The organism is Ornithinimicrobium jinqii (assembly GCF_045032595.1).
Classification (GTDB): Bacteria; Actinomycetota; Actinomycetes; order Actinomycetales; family Dermatophilaceae; genus Ornithinicoccus.
The window spans coordinates 25,403-44,493 of record NZ_JBJFZS010000025.1 but is presented as its reverse complement, the minus strand read 5'-3'; the positions used below and the strand labels follow the sequence as shown (position 1 = coordinate 44,493).

Below are 19,091 nucleotides of genomic sequence, written 5' to 3'. Positions count from 1 at the left end.
TTCGTGTCGTGGTCGTGTGACGTCCAGGTGCTCAACACATCATACCCGTGGGGGTATTCCGTGCGAGCTCGGTGAGCCCTCCCGCCACCGGCTCAGAAGACCCGCACACGCTCCTCCGGCGCGAGCCACAGGGCGTCGCCCTCCTGCGTGCCGAAGGACGCGTGGAAGGCGTCGACGTTGCGCACGGTGTGGGCGCGCAGGTCGGCCGGGGCGTGCGGGTCGACCGAGAGCAGTCGACGGGCCTCCTCGGGGCGGGCCTTGGTGCGCCACACCGAGGACCAGCCGAGGAAGAAGCGCTGCTCCCCGGTCCACCCGTCGAGGTCCGGGGCCCGGCCGTCGGTCGCGATCGCGTAGGCGAGGTGGGCCAGCTCCAGCCCGCAGAGGTCGCCGATGTTCTCCCCGACCGTGAGGCCGCCGTTGACGGTGGCGGCCTCGTCGGGCAGGTCGCGCGGCGAGAGCGTGCTGAACTGCTCGATGAGCCGCTGGGCCCGGGCGTCGAAGCGCTCGCGGTCCTCCTGCGTCCACCAGTCGGTCAGCGACCCGTCACCGGCGTAGCGGCTGCCCTGGTCGTCGAACCCGTGCCCGATCTCGTGCGCGATGACCGCCCCGATGCCGCCGTAGTTGACAGCGTCGTCGGCCTCCACGTCGAAGAACGGCGGCTGCAGGATCGCGGCCGGGAAGACGATCTCGTTGAGCATCGGGTGGTAGTAGGCGTTGACGGTCTGCGGCGTCATGAGCCACTCGTCGCGGTCGATCGGCTGCCCGACCTTGGCCAGCTGCCGGTCCGTCTCGAAGGCCGTGCCGCGGCGCACGTTGCCCACGAGGTCCTCGGGGTCGAGCCGGTATGCCGTGTAGTCCCGGAAGGTGGGTGGGTGGCCGATCTTGGGTCGGAAGGCGGCGAGCTTCTCCTGCGCGCGGGCACGGGTGTCCTCCCCCATCCACTCGAGGTCGGCGATCCGGCGGCGGAAGGCCTCCGTGACGTTCTGCACCAGCTGCTCCATGCGCTCGCGCGCGGCCGGCGGGAAGTGCTCCGCGACATACATCTCCCCGGCGGCCTCGCCCAGCAGTCCTTCGACCAGGCCCACCCCGCGCTTCCAGCGCTCCTTGTTGGCCGGGGTCCCGCTCAACGCCCGCCCGTGGAAGTCGAAGTGGGCGGCGACGAGCTCGTCGGTGAGGTAGGGGGCCAGGGAGTCGAGGACCCGCACGGCGAGCCACACCTGCCAGTCGGCCACCGGCACGTCCGAGAGGGCGCGACCGACCGCCGCGAGCACGTCGGGCTGGCGCGCGACGACGTGGTCGAGGGACCCGGCCGGGGCGTCCAGGCCCGCGGCCCACGCGTCCCAGTCCCAGCCGGGCGTCTGCTCGGCCAGCTCGGCACGGGAGAGCCGCGTGTAGGACCGCACCGCGTCGCGGGCGGCCACCCGGTCCCAGTGCGCCTCGGCGATGCGTGCCTCGAGCGCCCAGAGCCGACCGACGGGGTCCTCGCCGAGCCCGAGACCGGCCTCGGACAGGGCCGGTCCGGCGAGCTCGAGCAGCCGGGCGAGGTAGACGCGGTAGGCGTCGCGGACCGCCTGGTGCTCGTCGGCCCTGTAGTAGGCCTCGTCGGGCAGGCCCAGGCCGCCCTGGTGGAGGTAGGCGATGTAGTCGTCGGGGTCGCCGGCGTCGGCGGTGACCCAGACGTGGACGAGACCGTCGGCACCCTCGCGCTCCTGCTCCGCCGAGACCCGCACCACGTCGGACACGGACGTCACGGCGGCGACGCGGCGCAGCGGCTCGACGAGCGGCGCGGTGCCCAGCGCCGTCACCCGGTCGGTGTCCATGAAGCTGGCGTAGAGCGCGCCGACCTTGCCCGCGGGGGTGTCGAGGGCCGGCTGCTGCTCGGCCGCCCGCTCGATGAGCTCGCGCACCCGCGCCTCGGCGTTCTCCCTCAGCAGGTCGAAGGCGCCGTAGCGCGCCCGGTCCTGCGGGATCTCGGTGCTGGCCAGCCACGTGCCGTTGACGTGGCCGAAGAGGTCGTCCTGGGGGCGGACCGTGAGGTCCATGTGCGCGCGTTCGATGCCGGGGTGCATCGGACCACCGTATGCGAGGCACCGGGTCCGAGCGTGCCGGGAGGCATATCGTGTGGCCATGGACGACGTCGCCATCGAGATCCAGGGACTCACGAAGCGGTTCGGCACCACGGTGGCGCTCGACCGCCTCGACCTGTCGGTCCGGCGGGGCGAGGTGCACGGCTTCCTCGGGCCCAACGGCGCGGGCAAGTCCACCACGCTGCGCGTGCTCCTGGGGCTGCTGCGCGCCGACGCCGGCACCGCCACCGTGCTCGGCGGGGACCCCTGGTCCGAGGCCGCCGAGCTGCACCGCCGGCTCGCCTACGTCCCGGGCGACGTCGCCCTGTGGCCGGGGCTCACCGGCGGCGAGGTCATCGACCTGCTCGGCCGGCTGCGCGGCGGCCTGGACGAACGGCGCCGGGCCGACCTCGTCGAGCGCTTCGACCTCGACCCCAGCCGCAAGGGCTCCACCTACTCCAAGGGGAACCGGCAGAAGGTCGCGCTGGTCGCCGCCCTGGCCTCCGACGTCGAGCTCCTCCTGCTCGACGAGCCGACGTCGGGGCTCGACCCGCTGATGGAGGCGCAGTTCCGCGAGGTCGTGCGCGCCGACCGCGAGCGAGGGCGCACGGTGCTGCTCTCCAGCCACATCCTGTCCGAGGTCGAGCACCTCTGCGACCGGGTCTCGATCATCCGCTCGGGCCGCATCGTCGAGAGCGGCACGCTGGCCGAGCTGCGCCACCTCACCCGCACCCAGGTCAGCGCCGGGCTCGCCGTCCCCGTGCCGGCGGAGCTGAGCGCCCTCCCGGGGGTCCACGACGTCGTGGTCGACGGCCACCACCTCTCCTGCCAGGTGGACGACTCGCAGCTCGGGGACCTGCTGTCCCACCTCGTCCCCCTGGGCGTCCGCTCGCTCACCTCGCACCCGCCGACGCTGGAGGAGCTCTTCCTGCGCCACTACGACGACCGCACCGCACCGCCCGTGGACGCGCCGGCAGCAGCGACGGGGCCGGAGGGGGCGCGACCGTGACCGGGCTCGGCTCCCTCGTCCGGCTGGCGCTGCGGCGGACCCGCTGGTTCTACCTCGCCTGGGTCCTCGGCCTCGCGGCGGTCGCGCCGGCGACGGCGACGGCCTACGAGACCGTGGTCGGCGACCTCGCCGGCGGCGGGGTCCTCGACGTGATGGCGGCGAACCCCACCATGCGGGGGATGCTCGGGCCGCCCACGGACCTCACCACCGCGGGGGGGTTCACGGTATGGCGGGTCGGCACCTTCGCGGCGACCGTCGCCGGTGTGATGGCTGTGCTCGGGGTGGTGCGGGTGACGCGCGCCGACGAGGAGGAGGGCCGCACCGAGCTGGTCCGCTCCGGCGTGGTGGGACGGCACGCACCCCTGACCGCCGGCGTGGTGGTCGGCCTGCTGGCCTGCGGTGCCCTGGGGGTCCTCATCGCCGTCGGCATGACCGCCGTCGGGGAACCCGTCGTCGGGTCGGCCGCCTTCGGGCTGGGGGTCGCCCTGGTCGCGTCCGTCTTCGTCGGGGTCGGTGCCGTGACCGCCCAGGTGACGTCGTCGTCGCGGGGGGCGCGCGGGCTCGGTCTCGCGGTCCTCGGTGCGGCCTTCCTGCTCCGTGCCGTGGCCGACGCGGCGGCCGACGACTCCGTCGCCCGCGACCTCGCCTGGGCCTCGCCGGTCCAGTGGATGGCGCTCGCCCGGCCCTACGCCGACGAACGCTGGTGGGTGCTGCTCCTGCCCGCCGCGCTGACGGTCGTCCTCGTCGGCGCCGCGTTCGCGCTCGAGAGCCGTCGCGACCACGGCGCCGGCCTGTGGGCCGTGCGCTCCGGCCGGTCCCGTGCGCGCGAGGGGCTGCTGTCCACCGGCGGGCTGGCGTGGCGGCTGCAGCGCGGCGGGATCCTCGGCTGGCTCATCGGCCTGGCGGTCTTCGCCCTCGGCATGGGCTCGCTGTCCGGCTCCTTCGACCGCATGCTGCAGGAGCTCCCCCAGCTCGAGATGGTCTTCCGCCGGCTCGGCCAGGGCGCCGACCAGCTGGTCGACGCCTTCTTCGTCGCGATGCTGGCGATCGTCTCCGTGCTCGTCGCCGTGCTCGGCGTCCAGCTGTGGCACCGGCTGGCGGCCGAGGAGAACCGCGGGCACGCGGAGCTCCTGCTCTCGACCGCCGTTCCGCGCACCCGCCTGGCGCTGTCCCACCTGGTCCTCGCCGTCGTCGCCAGCACCGCCCTCTTCGCGGTCTTCGGTGCTCTCCTCGCCCTGCCCGAGTCCCTCGACCGCGGCGACGCCTCGGTGCTCGCCGACTCGGTCGGGGCGGCACTGGCGCTGGCCCCCGGCGGTCTGCTGGTCATCGGGATCGCCGTCCTGCTGCACGGCTGGGCGCCCCAGCTCGGCTGGCTCGTCTGGGTGGTCGTCGGCTGGTCCCTCTTCGTGGTCTGGGTCGGCTCCATCCTCGGGCTGCCCGACTGGCTCGTCCGCCTGACCCCGTGGCACCCGCTGCCGGCCCTGCCCGTCGACCCGATGGCGTGGGCCCCGGTGCTGATCAGCACGGCGGCAGCTCTCGCGCTGATGGCGCTCGGGGTCTGGGGCTACCGGCGCCGGGACCTGCGGCTGCCCTGAGGGACCAGCAGGGCCAGCCCGGCCGCCGCGAGGTCGGCGAGGGTGACCAGCACGCGGGACAGCAGCACGACGACGAGGACCGCGCCCGTGTCGAGCACCGGTGCGAGCGCCAGGGCCAGGACGGCCTCGCGCGCCCCCACGCCGGCAGGCAGGAAGACCAGCACGAAACCGACGATCCAGGCGAGGGCATAACCGCCGACGGACACGCGGAGCAACGCCGGGCCGGGCTCGGCGCCGACGGACAGGGCGAGCACGAGCACCTGCAGGCCCACCGCCAGCCAGGACAGCAGCGACCACCCGCAGGCCGCGGCCGTCGCAGCGGCGCCGGTCCGTTCCTCGACCGGCGCCTGACGGGTGAGCCGCAGCAGCGTGGCGAGGACGCGGTCGAGCACCGCGGGGAGCACGGCGAGGAGGGCGAGCGGTGCGAGGAGGACGAGCCAGGGAAGGTCCTGCAGCGGACCCGGGGCGCCGGGCAGGGTGAGCACGACCAGGAGCCCGCCCATCGCCGCGGACAGGAGCACCGCGACGAGGAGGCTCCCGACGGTCCGGCGCCTGGCCACGCCGCGGTCGCTGCCCAGCTCGGCGGAGGCGACGAGGTTCCAGACGCCGCCGGGCAGGTACTTGCCGACCTGTCCCACGAGGTAGACCACGCCCGCGTCGCGCACGCCCAGCGGGGCGCCCAGGCCGGCGGAGACAGAGCGCCAGGACAGGGCGGCGAGCACGACGTTGACCAGGGACAGGACGGCGGCGAGGAGCACCAGCGGCCACGAGGCCCGGGCGAGCGCCTCCCCGACGGCGTCCCGCTCGAGGACCACGGCCACCACGGCCGCCGCGACGGCGGCCACGACGAAGAACCGTCGGGCCCACCGCGAGCGCAGCAGGTCGAGGACCAGCGTCACTGCCCGGCCAGCGCCCGCACCACGCGCGACGGGGCAGGGCGCCCGAGCTGGTCGGCCATCCACACGCTGGTCTCCACCAGCGCCTGCAGGTCGGCGCCGTGCTCGACCCCGAGGCCGTCCAGGGCCCAGACGAGGTCCTCGGTGGCGAGGTTGCCGGTCGCGGACCTCGCGTACGGGCAGCCGCCCAGCCCGCCGGTGGAGGCGTCGACGACGCTCACCCCCCGCTGGAGCGCGGTGAGAGTGTTGGCGAGCGCCTGCCCGTAGGTGTCGTGGAAGTGCACCCCGACCTGGTCCGGACCGATGCCCGCGTCGTCGAGGGCGTCGAGGAGGCGCACGACGTGGCCCGGCGTGCCGACGCCGATGGTGTCGCCGATCGAGAGCTGGTCGCAGCCGAGGTCCATGAGGCGAAGGCACGCGTCGACGACCTGGTCGACGGGCACCGGCCCCTCCCAGGGGTCGCCGAAGCACATCGACACGTAGGCGCGCACCCACAGGCCGGAGTCCAGCGCGCGCTTGACGACGGGCGCGAACATCTCGACGGACTCCCTCACCGAGCGGTTGAGGTTCTGCTGCGCGAACGTCTCGGTGGCGCTGCCGAAGATGGCGATCGCCGAGACACCCTTCTCGAGGGCGCGGTCCAGGCCGCGCTCGTTGGGCACGAGGACGGGCCGCTGCTGGCCCGTGCCGACCGGACCCAGGAGGTCGAGCAGCTCCTCGGCGTCGCCGAGCTGCGGCACCCACCGCTGGGGCACGAAGCTCGTGAGCTCGATCGTGTCCAGCCCGGCGGCGACGAGCCGTCGGACGAACTCGGCCTTGACCCCGACGGGGACGACCATCTTCTCGTTCTGCAGGCCGTCCCGGGGCCCGACCTCGTAGATCGTCACCCGTTCGGGCATCCCCGGCATCGGCACGGTCATGGGCAGCGACGGCGTCGTCATGGCCTCATCCTCGCACCGCCGGCCACCCCTTCCCGCTGCGGTCCGGAATGCCCGCGGCACCGCATACCGTTGTCCCCACGATGAACGGCCCCCTGATCGTCCAGTCCGACAAGACCCTCCTCCTCGAGGTGGACCACCCCGACGCCGAGACGGCGCGGCGCGACATCGCGCCCTTCGCCGAGCTGGAGCGCGCGCCGGAGCACATCCACACCTACCGGGTCACGCCGCTCGGCCTCTGGAACGCGCGTGCCGCCGGGCACGACGCCGAGCAGGTCGTGCACGCGCTGATCACCCACAGCCGCTACCCCGTCCCGCAGTCCCTGCTCGTGGACGTCGCGGACATCATGGACCGCTACGGCCGGCTCAGCCTCGACAAGGACCCCGAGCACGGGCTGGTGCTGCGCACCACGGACCGCGCTGTGCTGACCGAGGTGCTGCGCCACAAGAAGATCAAGCCGCTCATCTCCGGCAGGGTCGACGACGACACCGTCACCGTCCACGCCTCCGAGCGGGGCCATCTCAAGCAGGAGCTGCTGCGGGCCGGCTGGCCGGCGGAGGACCTGGCGGGCTACGTCGACGGCGAGGCCCACCCCATCGCGCTCGAGACGGGGGGCAGCCCCGCGGTCGACGGGCACGCCCGGGGCACCTCGCCCTGGTCCCTGCGCCCCTACCAGCAGCAGGCCGTCGACAGCTTCTGGCACGGCGGCTCGGGCGTCGTCGTCCTCCCCTGCGGCGCGGGCAAGACCCTGGTCGGTGCGGCGGCGATGGCGCGCAGCTCGACGACCACGCTGATCCTGGTGACCAACACGGTCTCGGCGCGCCAGTGGCGCGACGAGCTGCTTGCGCGCACGACCCTCACCGAGGACGAGATCGGCGAGTACTCCGGCGCCCGCAAGGAGATCCGTCCCGTCACCATCGCGACCTACCAGGTGCTGACGACCAAGCGCAAGGGCGTCTTCGCGCACCTCGACCTGCTCGACGCCCGCGACTGGGGCCTGGTGCTCTACGACGAGGTGCACCTGCTGCCCGCCCCGATCTTCCGGATGACCGCCGACCTGCAGGCGCGCCGGCGCCTCGGCCTGACGGCGACCCTGGTCCGCGAGGACGGTCGCGAGTCCGACGTCTTCTCCCTCATCGGCCCCAAGCGCTACGACGCGCCATGGAAGGACATCGAGGCGCAGGGCTGGATCGCGCCGGCCGACTGCGTCGAGGTGCGGGTCACGCTGCCCGAGCCCCTGCGGATGGCGTATGCCGTGGCCGAGCCGGAGGAGCGCTACCGGTTCGCCGCGTGCGCACCGGCCAAGGACGACGTGGTCAAGGCGCTCGTCGAGCGGCACCGGGGGGAGCCCACGCTGGTCATCGGGCAGTACCTCGACCAGCTCGAGTCGCTCGCGCAGCAGCTGGACGCGCCCCTGATCACCGGCGAGACGACCGTGCGGCAGCGCCAGGAGCTGTACCGTCAGTTCCGCGAGGGCGAGGTCGACCTGCTCGTGGTGAGCAAGGTGGCCAACTTCTCGATCGACCTGCCCGAGGCCTCGGTCGCCATCCAGGTGTCCGGCACCTTCGGCTCCCGGCAGGAGGAGGCGCAGCGTCTCGGCCGGGTCCTGCGGCCCAAGGGTGACGGGCGCACCGCGCACTTCTACACCGCCGTCGCCCGCGACACGGTCGACGCCGAGTTCGCCGCTCACCGGCAGCGCTTCCTCGCCGAGCAGGGCTACGCCTACCGCATCGTGGACGCCGAGGACCTCGTCACGCTGGACTGAGGCACGACAGGCATGAATCGTTGTCAGCAGACGTCCAGACAAGACCCAGGGTGCGGGTGGACCATGGAGACATGAGCACGTCCACCACGCAGAACCCAGAGGCCACACTCCTGGTGGTCGAGGACGAGACGAACATCCGCGAGCTGCTCACCACGAGCCTGCGCTTCGCCGGTTTCGCCGTCCACGCCGCCCCCGACGGGCGCACCGCGCTGCAGCTGGCCGGCGAGCACCCCATCGACCTCGCCGTCCTGGACATCATGCTGCCCGACATGGACGGCTTCACGATCACCCGGACGTTGCGCGAGACCGGCCGCGACATGCCCATCCTGTTCCTGACGGCCCGGGACTCGGTCGAGGACAAGATCAAGGGGCTGACGGTGGGCGGCGACGACTACGTCACCAAGCCGTTCAGCCTCGAGGAGGTCGTGGCCCGGATCCGCGCCGTGCTGCGACGGACCCGCATCGTCGACGAGGAGGACGACCACGTGCTCCGCGTCGCGGACCTGGAGCTGGACGAGGACAGCCACGAGGTGCGCCGCGCGGGCCAGGTCATCGAGGTCTCCCCCACCGAGTTCAAGCTGCTGCGCTACCTCATGCTCAACCCCGGTCGGGTGCTGTCCAAGAGCCAGATCCTGGACCACGTGTGGGACTACGACTTCCGCGGCGAGATGAACATCGTCGAGTCCTACATCTCCTACCTGCGGCGCAAGATCGACGTCGTCGGCGAGCCGCTCATCCACACCAAGCGCGGCGTCGGCTACGTGCTGCGCGCCCCCAGGTGAGCCACCTCCCCGCGTCCTGCGGCGAGCCCCAGACGCGCACGAGGTGAGCCTCATCCCGGGCCTGCGCAGCACGGCATACCAGCGCCTCCACGGTCTGTCGCTGACCCGGCGGCTGGTGACGGTCGTCGTGCTGCTGGTCCTCGTGGCCTACCTGCTGACCACGTCCGTGTCGATGATGATGATGCGCTCCTACCTGGTGGACCGGGCTGACGCGGACCTGCGGGCCTACATCGAGCCGCTGGCCCAGCGGGCCGCCAACCAGATCATCGAAGGGGCGAGCGGTCGGCGCTACGAGCTCGAGCAGCAGGTGTTCATCCCCCCGAACCCGTACTACGTGCTGTTCACGCCGGCCGACACGACCAAGCCCGCGCAGGAGCTGATGTTCGAGCAGCTCGACGTCAGCCCGCCCGCGCTGGACGCCGTGCACGTCGACGACCCGCAGCTCGGTCGGCCCTACACGGTCCGCGGCACGGACGGGATCGGCACGTGGCGGGTGCTGGCCGCACGGATCACGGACGGGCAGGGCACGATCGGCGGCACCATCGCCGTCGCGCTGCCGCTCACGACCGTCGACAACACCGTGCGGCAGCTGGCGGTGTTCACCCTCGGCATCGGCCTGACCACGCTCGCGGTGGTCTGGGTGCTGGGGTGGTTCGCGGTGAGGCGGGCCTTCCGTCCGCTCACCCGCATCGAGGACACGGCCGCCGCGATCGCGGCCGGCGACCTCACCCGCCGCATCCCCCCACGCGACTCCAACGACGAGGTCGGCTCGCTGTCGGACTCGCTCAACCGGATGCTGGCGCAGATCGAGCACTCCTTCGCGGTGCAGCAGGCCTCCGAGGAGCGGATGCGCGACTTCGTCGCCGACGCCTCGCACGAGCTGCGGACGCCCCTGGCGACCGTCAAGGGCTACGCCGAGCTGTACCGGGTGGGCGCGGTCCCGCCCGAGGAGGTCGAGGGCGCGATGCGCCGGATCGAGAGCGAGGCGACCCGGATGACGCGGCTCGTCGAGGACCTGCTCACCCTGACCCGGCTCGAGGGACGGCCGCGCTTGCAGACCACGCGCGTCGACGTCACGGTGCTGGCCGGCGACGTCGTCCAGGACGCCCAGGTCCGCGCACCCGACCGGAAGGTGACCCTCGTGCCCGTCGAGGGGTTCGTGCCGGGCTCCACCGCGGTGGTCGCCGGCGAGGACGGCGCGCTGCGCCAGGTGCTCACCAACCTGGTCGCCAACGCGCTCGCCCACACACCTGAGGGGACACCGGTCGAGGTGGCCCTGGGCCACGTCGGCGGGTCGGTCGTCGTCGAGGTGCGCGACCACGGCCCGGGCCTCGACCCGGAGACGGCCGAGCGCGTCTTCGAGCGCTTCTACCGCGCCGACCGCTCCCGCAGCCGCGAGTCGGGCGGGACCGGTCTCGGGCTGGCGATCGTGGCCGCGATCGTGGGACGGCACGGCGGCAGCGTGCGGCACCTGCCCACACCCGGCGGCGGGGCGACCTTCCGCGTCGAGCTGCCCGCGGCCGAGGCACGCCCCGCGCTCGACCCTGTCTGACCCGGGTCACGTCCCGACTCCGCGGCGCCCCGCCGTCGACCGGCGCCGGTCGTCCAGCCGACTCACAGCGACATCACAGTCTCGTCCCATGGCGACCTGCTGGAATGGTCCTCATGAGCACCGAGTCCGAGCGTCCCGAGAACGACCCCCGTCCACCCTTCTCCGGCGGGGACGACGACACCTCGAGGATCCGCCCGGACGACACGGCTCCGGTGCCCCACGTCGACGCCTCCGCCCCGCCCTACGCCCCCGCCACCGACGCGCCCCGCACCTCAGCCGCGCCCAGCCCGGCCGCCCCGGCCGCGGTCCCCGCGGCCGTGATGCCACCGCCGACCTCGACCCCCACCCGCGAGCGCGGCACGCGCCGCTGGGGCGACATCGCGGTCGCGAGCCTGCTGGCGGCGGCGCTGGCCTCGGGAGGCACGTACGCGGCCGTCCGGGCGGCGACGCCCGAGGCCAGCTCCTCCACCTCATCCTCCACCGGCAGCGGCTCCGACGCCGGCACCCAGGGCACCACCGTCGCGCTCACCGGCGAGAAGGACTGGGCGGCCGTCGCCGAGGCCGTCTCCCCCGGCGTGGTGTCGATCGAGGTCGCCGGTCAGACCGGCCAGGGCTCGGGCAGCGGTGTGGTCTGGGACGCCGACGGTCACGTCGTCACGAACGCGCACGTGGTGCAGGGAGGCTCCGAGGTCAGCGTGGTGCTGGCGGACGGTCGCCGTTACGACGCGGAGGTCGTCGGTTCCGACCCCTCGAGCGACCTCGCGGTGCTCCGCCTGGCCACCACCCCGGACGGCCTGACCCCGGTCGCGGTCGGTGACGACGCCGTCCTCGCCGTCGGCGACCCCGTGATGGCGGTGGGCAACCCGCTCGGCCTCTCCGGCACGGTGACCACCGGCATCGTCAGTGCCCTCGACCGACCGGTGACGACCACCGGCTCGAACGGCGGGCAGGGTTCCTCCGACCGGGTGGTCACGAACGCCATCCAGACGTCGGCGGCCATCAACCCCGGCAACTCCGGCGGCGCGCTCGTCAACGGCGCCGGCGAGCTGGTGGGCATCAACTCCTCCATCGCGGCCCTTCCCTCGGCCAGCGGCTCGCAGGCAGGCTCGATCGGCATCGGCTTCGCGATCCCGGCGACCAAGGTCCAGCTCATCGCCGATCAGCTCATCGCCGACGGGCGTGCCGAGCACGCCTTCCTCGGCGTCGCTCTCGCCGACGGCGAGACCGAGGTCGGCGGCGCCACGACGTCGGGCGCCCTGGTGTCCGAGGTCGAGCCCGGTTCACCCGCGGAGGTGGCCCAGCTGCAGGCCGGCGACCTCATCGTCGCCATCGACGACGAGCAGGTGTCCTCCGCCCTGGCTCTCGTCGGCCAGGTCCGCGAGCGCGCGTCGGGCGAGGAGACGGTGCTCGACGTCGTCCGCGACGGGCAGCGCGTGCAGGTCACGGCGACCCTGGCCACCCGCCCGGACTCGCGCTGACGGCAGACCGCCGGCGGACCCGCACACGGCCCGGGCCGCCGCCCCGACCCCCGTGGAGTCCTCCCCCGCTCCCCGGACGGCGGGGGCGGTGGTTCCGAGGTTCGGTTGGTACCGTGAGCGGACCGCGTCGCCTGTCCCTGCGGCGCTACCACGCGCAAGGAGTGCATCGTGAAGGTAGTTGTCCTGGGTGGCGACGGATTCTGCGGGTGGCCGGCCTCCCTCCACCTCTCGGACCTCGGTCACGACGTGGTGATCGTCGACAACCTCTCGCGCCGCCGCATCGACGAGGAGCTGGGGACCTCCTCGCTCACCCCGATCGCCGGCGTCGAGGAGCGTCTGGCCGCCTGGCTGGAGACCTCGGGGCGCGAGATCCGGTTCGCGCAGATCGACGTCGCGCAGGACTACGACGGGCTCCGCGACCTGCTCGCGACCGAGCGACCCGACGCGCTCGTCCACTTCGCCGAGCAGCGCGCCGCCCCCTACTCGATGAAGTCGCCGGCGCACAAGCGCTACACCGTCGAGAACAACACCAACGCCACCCACAACGTGCTCTGCGCGCTGGTCGAGGCCGGCCTGGACACCCACCTCGTGCACCTCGGCACCATGGGCGTCTACGGCTACGGCACCGCGGGTATGAAGATTCCCGAGGGCTACCTCGACGTCGAGGTGACCACGGAGGAGGGGGAGCGGGTCCCCCAGCAGCTGCTCTACCCGACGAACCCGGGCTCGATCTACCACATGACCAAGTGCCTGGACCAGCAGCTCTTCGCCTACTACGCCAAGAACGACCGGCTGCGGATCACCGACCTGCACCAGGGCATCATCTGGGGCACGCACACCGACCAGACGCTGCGCGACGAGCGGCTCATCAACCGGTTCGACTACGACGGCGACTACGGCACCGTCCTCAACCGCTTCCTCATGCAGGCGGCGGTCGGCTACCCGCTCACCGTCCACGGAACCGGCGGCCAGACGCGCGCGTTCATCCACATCCGCGACATGGTCCGCTGCGTGCAGATCGCCCTCGAGAACCCGCCGAGGCTCGGCGACCGGGTCAAGATCTACAACCAGATGACCGAGACGCACCGCGTGCGCGACCTGGCCGAGCTGGTCGCCCGGATCAGCGGCGCCACCGTCGAGCTCGTGCCCAACCCGCGCCACGAGGCGCCCGAGAACGAGCTGCACGTCACCAACGACACCTTCCTCGACCTGGGGCTGGAGCCGACCTTCCTCTCCGAGGGCCTCCTTCTGGAGGTGGAGCACGTGGCCGAGCGCTACGCCGCCCGGGCCGACCTCGAGAAGATCCCCTGCACCTCCGTGTGGACCCAGGAGCAGCAGCCCGGCGTGCCGACCTCGCGGCGGCCGGTCGACCAGGCCGTCTGAGCGCGAACGGCATACCCTCCCGTGCGCATCGCGCTCTTCACCGAGGTCTTCCTGCCCAAGGTCGACGGGATCGTCACCCGCGTCACCCGGACCCTGGACCAGCTGGCCGAGCTGGGGCACACCGCCCTCGTCTTCGCCCCCGGCAACCCGCCGGAGAGCTACGGCCCGCACCGGGTGGTCAAGGTGCGGTCGTTGTCCTTCCGGCCGTGGTACCCCGAGATCAAGGTGGGTCTGCCGACCGCGCGCATCGCCCGGGAGATCGCGGCCTTCCAGCCCGACGTCGTGCACGCCGTGAACCCGGTGTGGCTGGCGGCCTACGGCGTGGTGTCGGCGCGTCGCCGCAACCTGCCCCTCCTGGCCAGCTTCCACACCGACGTGCCGTCCTACACGACGCGGCTCGGCCTGTCGTTCCTGCGTGCGCCGTCCCAGGGGTGGATCACCGGGATGCACAACCTGGCCGAGGTCAACCTGTGCACCTCGCAGCAGATGGTGGACCGGGCTCGTCAGGTCGGGATCCGCGTGGTCGACCTGTGGCCCAAGGCCGTCGACACCGTCACCTACCACCCCGGGACCCGGACGGAGGGTATGCGGCACCGCCTCACCGGCGGCGACCCCGGGGCACCCCTCGTCCTCTACGTGGGGCGGCTCTCCCGCGAGAAGGACCTCGACCAGCTGCTCGAGCCGATGCGGCGGCTGGCGGACGTCGGCGCGCGGCTGGCGTTCGTCGGGTCCGGGCCGGGGAGGGGCGAGCTGGAGCGGATGTTCGCGGGGACGCGGACGGTGTTCACCGGCTACCTGGGCGGCGCCGACCTGGCCGCCGCCTACGCCTCGGCCGACGTCTTCGCCTTCCCGTCGACGACGGAGACGCTCGGTCTGGTGGCGCTGGAGTCGATGGCCAGCGGTGTGCCGGTCGTGGGGGCGGACGCGGGCGGGATCCCCTTCGTCATCGACGACGGTCGCACGGGCTTCCTCGTGCCGCCCGGCGACGCCGACGCGCTCACCGACCGCCTACGCCGGCTGCTCGTGGACCCGGTGCTGCGCGAGCGGATGGGGGCGGCCGCGCGCGCGGACGCGGAGCAGCACTCATGGCGGGCTGCGACCAAGTCGCTCGTGCGCGACTACGAGCTGACGATCGAGCGGCACGAGGGTCGGCGCCCGGTCCCCCGGCTGCTGCGCGCGAAGCACCCCTGACACCGCACGGCCGCACCGCGCGCTGAGTCACGTGGGTGGGGGCCGCATGCCGCGACTGACGGGCAGGTCGCCTTCTTCACCCCCTGCTGCATCCGGCCGTAGGAACGCCGTCTGCCGGGGAGAGGGGTGGTGGACGCCTGCTCACCGGGTGTACAGTCGCGCTCCCCCCTCCTCCTGCCGAGGTCTGCCGTGCCCCCACCACCCCCCACCACCACGCCGCCGCGTACGCCCGAGGCGGAGCTCGCCGCCGAGCGGTCCCACCTCGACCTCGCCCGCGCCCAGCTGTCCCGCATGCGCCAGCACACCCTCTCTCTGAGCGCCGACGCGGGGGACGCGATCGCCGGGGAGGTGCTGGCCCACACGCTGTGGATGCGCGCCAAGGCCCTGCGGGACGACCCGCGCACCACGCTGTTCTTCGGACGGATCGACACCGTCGCCTCCGACGGCGAGGCCCGGCTCTACATCGGCCGCCGCCACGTGACCGACGAGTCCGGGGACCCGGTCGTCGTGGACTGGCGGGCCGGGGTGTCCACGCCCTTCTACCGGGCCAGCCCGACCGAGCCGATGGGTGTGCTGCGGCGGCGGCGCTTCGGGGTCGAGGGCGGGCAGATCACCGCGCTCGAGGACGAGTGGCTCAGCGCCCCGGGCCACGGGACGGGCGACGACAGCCCAGGCCCGGAGGGACAGCGCCAGGGCCAGAGCGACATCCTGGCCCGCGAGATCGAGCGCCCCCGCATCGGCCCCATGCGTGACATCGTCGCGACCATCCAGCCCGAGCAGGACGAGATCGTCCGCGCCGACGTGAGCACCACCATCTGCGTCCAGGGCGCACCGGGCACCGGCAAGACCGCGGTCGGCCTGCACCGGGCGGCCTGGCTGCTCTACGCCTTCCGCGACCGGCTGGCGCGCTCGGGTGTCCTCGTGGTGGGCCCCAACCGCGCCTTCCTCGAGCACGTCGGCGCGGTCCTGCCCTCCCTCGGCGAGATCACCGTGCGGCACACGACCGTCGAGGAGCTCGTCGGGCACGCCCCCGTGCGGGCCGTCGACCCGCCGCACGTGGCGCGGCTCAAGGGCGAGGCGCGGATGGCGCAGGTCCTCCACGACGCCGTGTGGTCGCACGTGCGCCCCGCGACCGAGGCCCTGGTCGTCCCGCGGGGGTCGCGCCGGTGGCGGGTCCCCGCCTACCAGGTCCAGGACATCCTCGACGAGCTGCGCACCCGCGGCGTCCGCTACACGGCCGCCCGCGCGATGCTCCCCCAGCGGCTGGCGCACGCCGTGCTGCTGGAGATGGAGCGTGCCGGGGACTCCCCTGACGACCGGGTCCAGGACACCGTGGCCCGGTCGGCTCCCGTCACGGCGTACGTCAAGGGGCTCTGGCCGCAGCTGACCCCGCAGTCCGTCCTCGCCCACGTCCTTGGCGCCGGCGAGGGGCTGGCGCCCGACCAGCGGGACATGGTGTGGGACAAAGCACCCCGCTCACCAGCATCGGCGCGCTGGACGGTCGCCGACCTCGCGCTCCTCGACGAGGCGGCGGACCTGCTCGAGCGCACCCCCAGCCTGGGCCACGTCGTCCTCGACGAGGCCCAGGACCTCTCGCCCGTGCAGCTGCGGGCCGTCGGCCGGCGCGCCTCGACCGGCTCGCTCACCGTGCTCGGCGACATCGCGCAGGGCACCACCCCGTGGGCGACCGACAGCTGGCGGGAGTCCCTGACCCACCTCGGCAAGGACCTCGACGGGGACACCACCCACCTCGAGGTCCTCGTCCGCGGCTTCCGGGTGCCCGCCTCCGTCATCGGGTATGCCGCGCGCCTCCTCCCGCACATCGCGCCGGGTCTGGCGGCGCCCGAGTCGGTGAGGACGCACCCGGGGCGTCTCGACGTCGTCCGGGTGGACGACGCCGTGGCCGGCACGGTCAGGGCCGTCTCGTCGGCGGCCGAGGAGGAGGGCACGGTGGGCGTCGTCGTGCCGGACGCCTGGGTCGCCCGGGTCGCCGCGGCCCTCACCGACGCCGGCCTCGAGCACGAGGTCCTCGACGGCGAGCACGCCGAGGAACGGCTGCTGCCCGTCCACCTCGTGCCGGCGACGGTGGCCAAGGGCCTGGAGTTCGACCAGGTCGTCGTGGTCGAACCCGCCGTCATCGCGGCGGCCGAGCCCGACGAGCGCAGCGGCCTGCGCAGGCTCTACGTCGTGCTGACCCGTGCCGTCAGCGGGCTCACCGTCGTGCACGCCGAGCCCCTGCCCGGGCCCCTCGTGCAGGGCTGAGGTCGCACCCGGGCGGGGCACGGCATACCGTGGAGGCCGACGACATACCCCGCACGATCTAGGAGTGACCATGCACCCCACCCATGTCCCGCTGCGGTTGGCCACCGGCGCCTTCATCCTCAACTCCGGCCTGAGCAAGCTCAAGGCCGGCCCGGAGGAGCAGGAGAAGATGCACGGCTGGACCTCCAGCGTCTACCCCGTCTTCAAGGACATGAAGGCCGGTGACTTCACCAAGGCGCTGGCCTACGGCGAGATCGGCCTGGGGGCCGCGCTGCTGCTGCCCACGGTCCCCTCCGTCGTGGCCGGGTCCGCGCTCGCCGCGTTCGGCGCAGCCCTCACCGGGCTCTACCTCAAGACGCCGGGCATGACGCAGGACGACGGCATCCGCCCGACCGGCGAGGGCACCAGCCTGGCCAAGGACGTCTGGCTCGTCGGCGCCGGTCTGACCCTGGCCATGCAGTCCGCGATCTCCGGCACCAAGCACGCGGCGGAGGCCGTGGCGGGTGGCGTCACCGACGCCGCAGGAGCGGTCGCCGGCGGTGTCACCGGTGCGGCCGGAGCGGTCGCCCACGGGGTCACCGGTGCTGTCGGCTCCGGCTCGCACAAGGCGGAGAAGGGGGTCAAGGGTCTGCTGCACAGCGCCCACGACGCCCGCGCCGACCTGGCCGACTCGCTGGCCGACCTCGCGGAGTCGCTGGTCAAGCGCTGACACCGCGAACCGAGCACCCCCGTGCCGGGGTGTCGTGTCTCGCCCCTCGCCCTGACGACCAGCGTGACGCGGCAGCCCGGCACGTCTGTTCCCCGACGGTCGGCGACCCGTCTCACAGGGACAGGACGAGCGTGGTCTCGACCGGCTCGGTCCTGCCCTTGAGGGCCAGCAGTCCCAGGGGCTGCGTCCTGGCGGTGCCAGGCAGGGAGCTGAGCGTCTCCGGGCCGACCGCGACACCGCCGACGGGGGCCTGACCCTCGATCCGGGACGCGGTGTTGACCGTGTCACCGATGACGGTGTGGGTGCGGCCGCCGTGCGTGCCGAGCAGGCTCACGGTGACCGGCCCGGTGTTGACGCCGACCCGGAAGCGGGGCCACCCCGGGTGCCGCCCGGAGACGCGCGCGGTGGCCTCCTGGAGCGCCAGTCCGGCCCGCACCGCGGCCACCGCGTGGTCGGGCAGGTCGCCCCTGGTGTTGAAGGTGACCATCAGCGCGTCCCCGACGATCCGGTCGACGTCCCCGCCATCGCGCAGGACAGCCGGCACCGCCTCGGCGAGGTAGGCGTTGAGCATCGCCGTCACCTCCTCGGGGGGGTGCTGCTCGGAGAATGTCGTGAACCCCTGCAGGTCGGCGAAGAGGACGCTGGCCTCCCGCCTCCCCGCAGCCGTGTCGTCGAGGTAGAGACCGGCGAACCGTTCCTCCCGCCACGACCGTCGCGCGCCCACGGCTACGAGCGCGAACGCGACCAGCAGCAGCACGTGCCACTCCCACCAGGACAGCTGCCAGGTCGGCGCGAGCGCCATCGCGACGAGCGCCTGCCCCAGGAGCAGGTATGCCGCGAGGACGGCTGCGAGGACCCCCTCGCCCCGGGCGCGCCACAGTCGCGCGTAGCGCCAGGCGGCGACGGCGTAGAGCAGGGTCCCCGGAACGGCGACGAGCAGGGGCAGCCGCTCGGCCGGCGCGGGCGGCCCGTCCAGGGGCGGCAGCCCGGCCAGCGACACCGCCGCCCACCCCAGCATGACCGCGAGCAGCACCCACCGCAGCCGTCGGGCCAGCCGGACCTCGGCCACGGCGCGGTCGCCCGCCACCTCGCGGGTCGAGCGCAGCGCGAACAGCGATCCCAGGGCCACGCCCACGGGGGTGGCCACCGCGAAGCCGACGTTGGACTCGGCCAGCAGGACCCCCGGCGTCGCCAGGGCGTGCAGCGCCAGGAACCCGGCGGAGGCCAGGAAGGCGAGCGAGACGTGCGCCAGACGGGCGTCGCCGCGTCGGGCAACGGCGTCCCCGGTGGCCCATGCCAGACCGGCCGAGAGGCCCGCCGTGCCCAGGACCAGCCAGAAGTGGGCCGGGTGGTGGGCCCACCGCAGGTCCGCACCGGGCACGGCGAGGAGCAGGGCCAGCCCCGCCAGCGGGAGGACGAGCGCGAGGGCGAGGAGTGCCCGCTGGGTGGCGGACCGCATACCCG

14 protein-coding genes are annotated in these 19,091 nt (G+C 73.6%); 10 read left to right on the top strand and 4 right to left on the bottom strand.

What is annotated here, in order from left to right:
* Window positions 1–92 precede the first annotated feature (92 nt).
* Window positions 93–2,069 (bottom strand): M13 family metallopeptidase, encoded by a 1,977-nt coding sequence (locus ACI3ET_RS12540; protein WP_405033396.1) that lies wholly within the window; start codon window positions 2,067–2,069, stop codon window positions 93–95.
* Between the two features lie 58 nt (window positions 2,070–2,127).
* Between ACI3ET_RS12540 and ACI3ET_RS12535 the strand changes: the two genes are divergently transcribed.
* The gene (locus ACI3ET_RS12535; protein WP_405033395.1) at window positions 2,128–3,075 is read left to right on the top strand and encodes an ABC transporter ATP-binding protein; all 948 of its coding nucleotides are present in this window, start codon (window positions 2,128–2,130) and stop codon (window positions 3,073–3,075) included.
* Window positions 3,072–4,670 carry an ABC transporter permease gene (locus ACI3ET_RS12530; RefSeq protein WP_405033394.1) on the top strand — a complete coding sequence of 533 codons (1,599 nt, stop codon included), beginning with the start codon at window positions 3,072–3,074 and terminating at the stop codon, window positions 4,668–4,670. Before ACI3ET_RS12535 ends, ACI3ET_RS12530 begins: the two co-directional genes overlap by 4 nt.
* On the opposite strand, the gene ACI3ET_RS12525 is transcribed toward ACI3ET_RS12530, so the two are convergent.
* Both ACI3ET_RS12525 and ACI3ET_RS12520 read right to left on the bottom strand, forming a co-directional pair.
* Window positions 4,640–5,569, bottom strand: a complete 930-nt coding sequence (locus ACI3ET_RS12525) for a lysylphosphatidylglycerol synthase domain-containing protein (RefSeq protein ID WP_405033393.1) — start codon at window positions 5,567–5,569, stop codon at window positions 4,640–4,642. The genes ACI3ET_RS12530 and ACI3ET_RS12525 overlap by 31 nt on opposite strands.
* On the bottom strand, window positions 5,566–6,507 hold the full coding sequence (locus tag ACI3ET_RS12520; protein WP_405033392.1) for a hydroxymethylglutaryl-CoA lyase: 942 nt from the start codon (window positions 6,505–6,507) through the stop codon (window positions 5,566–5,568). Before ACI3ET_RS12520 ends, ACI3ET_RS12525 begins: the two co-directional genes overlap by 4 nt.
* Window positions 6,508–6,587: 80 nt before the next feature.
* On the opposite strand from ACI3ET_RS12520, the gene ACI3ET_RS12515 reads away from it, so the two are divergent.
* The 8 genes from ACI3ET_RS12515 to ACI3ET_RS12480 all read left to right on the top strand — a co-directional run bounded on the left by ACI3ET_RS12515 (window position 6,588) and on the right by ACI3ET_RS12480 (window position 17,627).
* Window positions 6,588–8,270 carry a DNA repair helicase XPB gene (locus ACI3ET_RS12515; protein ID WP_405033391.1) on the top strand — a complete coding sequence of 561 codons (1,683 nt, stop codon included), beginning with the start codon at window positions 6,588–6,590 and terminating at the stop codon, window positions 8,268–8,270.
* Window positions 8,271–8,341: 71 nt separating this feature from the next.
* Window positions 8,342–9,052 carry a response regulator transcription factor gene (locus ACI3ET_RS12510; RefSeq protein ID WP_405033390.1) on the top strand — a complete coding sequence of 237 codons (711 nt, stop codon included), beginning with the start codon at window positions 8,342–8,344 and terminating at the stop codon, window positions 9,050–9,052.
* A gap of 43 nt (window positions 9,053–9,095) precedes the next feature.
* On the top strand, window positions 9,096–10,604 hold the full coding sequence (locus ACI3ET_RS12505; RefSeq protein ID WP_405033389.1) for a sensor histidine kinase: 1,509 nt from the start codon (window positions 9,096–9,098) through the stop codon (window positions 10,602–10,604).
* Between the two features lie 113 nt (window positions 10,605–10,717).
* Window positions 10,718–12,082 carry a S1C family serine protease gene (locus ACI3ET_RS12500; RefSeq protein WP_405033388.1) on the top strand — a complete coding sequence of 455 codons (1,365 nt, stop codon included), beginning with the start codon at window positions 10,718–10,720 and terminating at the stop codon, window positions 12,080–12,082.
* 168 nt (window positions 12,083–12,250) lie between these two features.
* On the top strand, window positions 12,251–13,465 hold the full coding sequence (locus ACI3ET_RS12495; RefSeq protein WP_405033387.1) for an NAD-dependent epimerase/dehydratase family protein: 1,215 nt from the start codon (window positions 12,251–12,253) through the stop codon (window positions 13,463–13,465).
* 21 nt (window positions 13,466–13,486) lie between these two features.
* Window positions 13,487–14,656 carry a glycosyltransferase family 4 protein gene (locus ACI3ET_RS12490; protein WP_405033386.1) on the top strand — a complete coding sequence of 390 codons (1,170 nt, stop codon included), beginning with the start codon at window positions 13,487–13,489 and terminating at the stop codon, window positions 14,654–14,656.
* A gap of 189 nt (window positions 14,657–14,845) precedes the next feature.
* Window positions 14,846–16,918, top strand: coding sequence for a HelD family protein (locus ACI3ET_RS12485; protein ID WP_405033385.1), 2,073 nt, complete (start codon window positions 14,846–14,848; stop codon window positions 16,916–16,918).
* Between the two features lie 70 nt (window positions 16,919–16,988).
* Window positions 16,989–17,627, top strand: a complete 639-nt coding sequence (locus tag ACI3ET_RS12480) for a hypothetical protein (protein ID WP_405033384.1) — start codon at window positions 16,989–16,991, stop codon at window positions 17,625–17,627.
* 112 nt (window positions 17,628–17,739) lie between these two features.
* Here ACI3ET_RS12480 and ACI3ET_RS12475 read toward each other — a convergent pair whose 3' ends face one another.
* Window positions 17,740–19,086 carry an adenylate/guanylate cyclase domain-containing protein gene (locus tag ACI3ET_RS12475; RefSeq protein ID WP_405033383.1) on the bottom strand — a complete coding sequence of 449 codons (1,347 nt, stop codon included), beginning with the start codon at window positions 19,084–19,086 and terminating at the stop codon, window positions 17,740–17,742.
* Window positions 19,087–19,091: the final 5 nt, after the last annotated feature.

Excerpts from the sequence above, each read along its gene's own strand:
- ACI3ET_RS12475 (WP_405033383.1), bottom strand. The coding sequence starts at position 19,086 with ATGCGGTCCGCCACCCAGCGGGCACTCCTCGCCCTCGCGCTCGTCCTC.
- ACI3ET_RS12520 (WP_405033392.1), bottom strand. The coding sequence starts at position 6,507 with ATGACGACGCCGTCGCTGCCCATGACCGTGCCGATGCCGGGGATGCCC.
- ACI3ET_RS12480 (WP_405033384.1), top strand. The coding sequence starts at position 16,989 with ATGCACCCCACCCATGTCCCGCTGCGGTTGGCCACCGGCGCCTTCATC.
- ACI3ET_RS12540 (WP_405033396.1), bottom strand. The coding sequence starts at position 2,069 with ATGCACCCCGGCATCGAACGCGCGCACATGGACCTCACGGTCCGCCCC.
- ACI3ET_RS12535 (WP_405033395.1), top strand. The coding sequence starts at position 2,128 with ATGGACGACGTCGCCATCGAGATCCAGGGACTCACGAAGCGGTTCGGC.
- ACI3ET_RS12515 (WP_405033391.1), top strand. The coding sequence starts at position 6,588 with ATGAACGGCCCCCTGATCGTCCAGTCCGACAAGACCCTCCTCCTCGAG.
- ACI3ET_RS12510 (WP_405033390.1), top strand. The coding sequence starts at position 8,342 with ATGAGCACGTCCACCACGCAGAACCCAGAGGCCACACTCCTGGTGGTC.
- ACI3ET_RS12500 (WP_405033388.1), top strand. The coding sequence starts at position 10,718 with ATGAGCACCGAGTCCGAGCGTCCCGAGAACGACCCCCGTCCACCCTTC.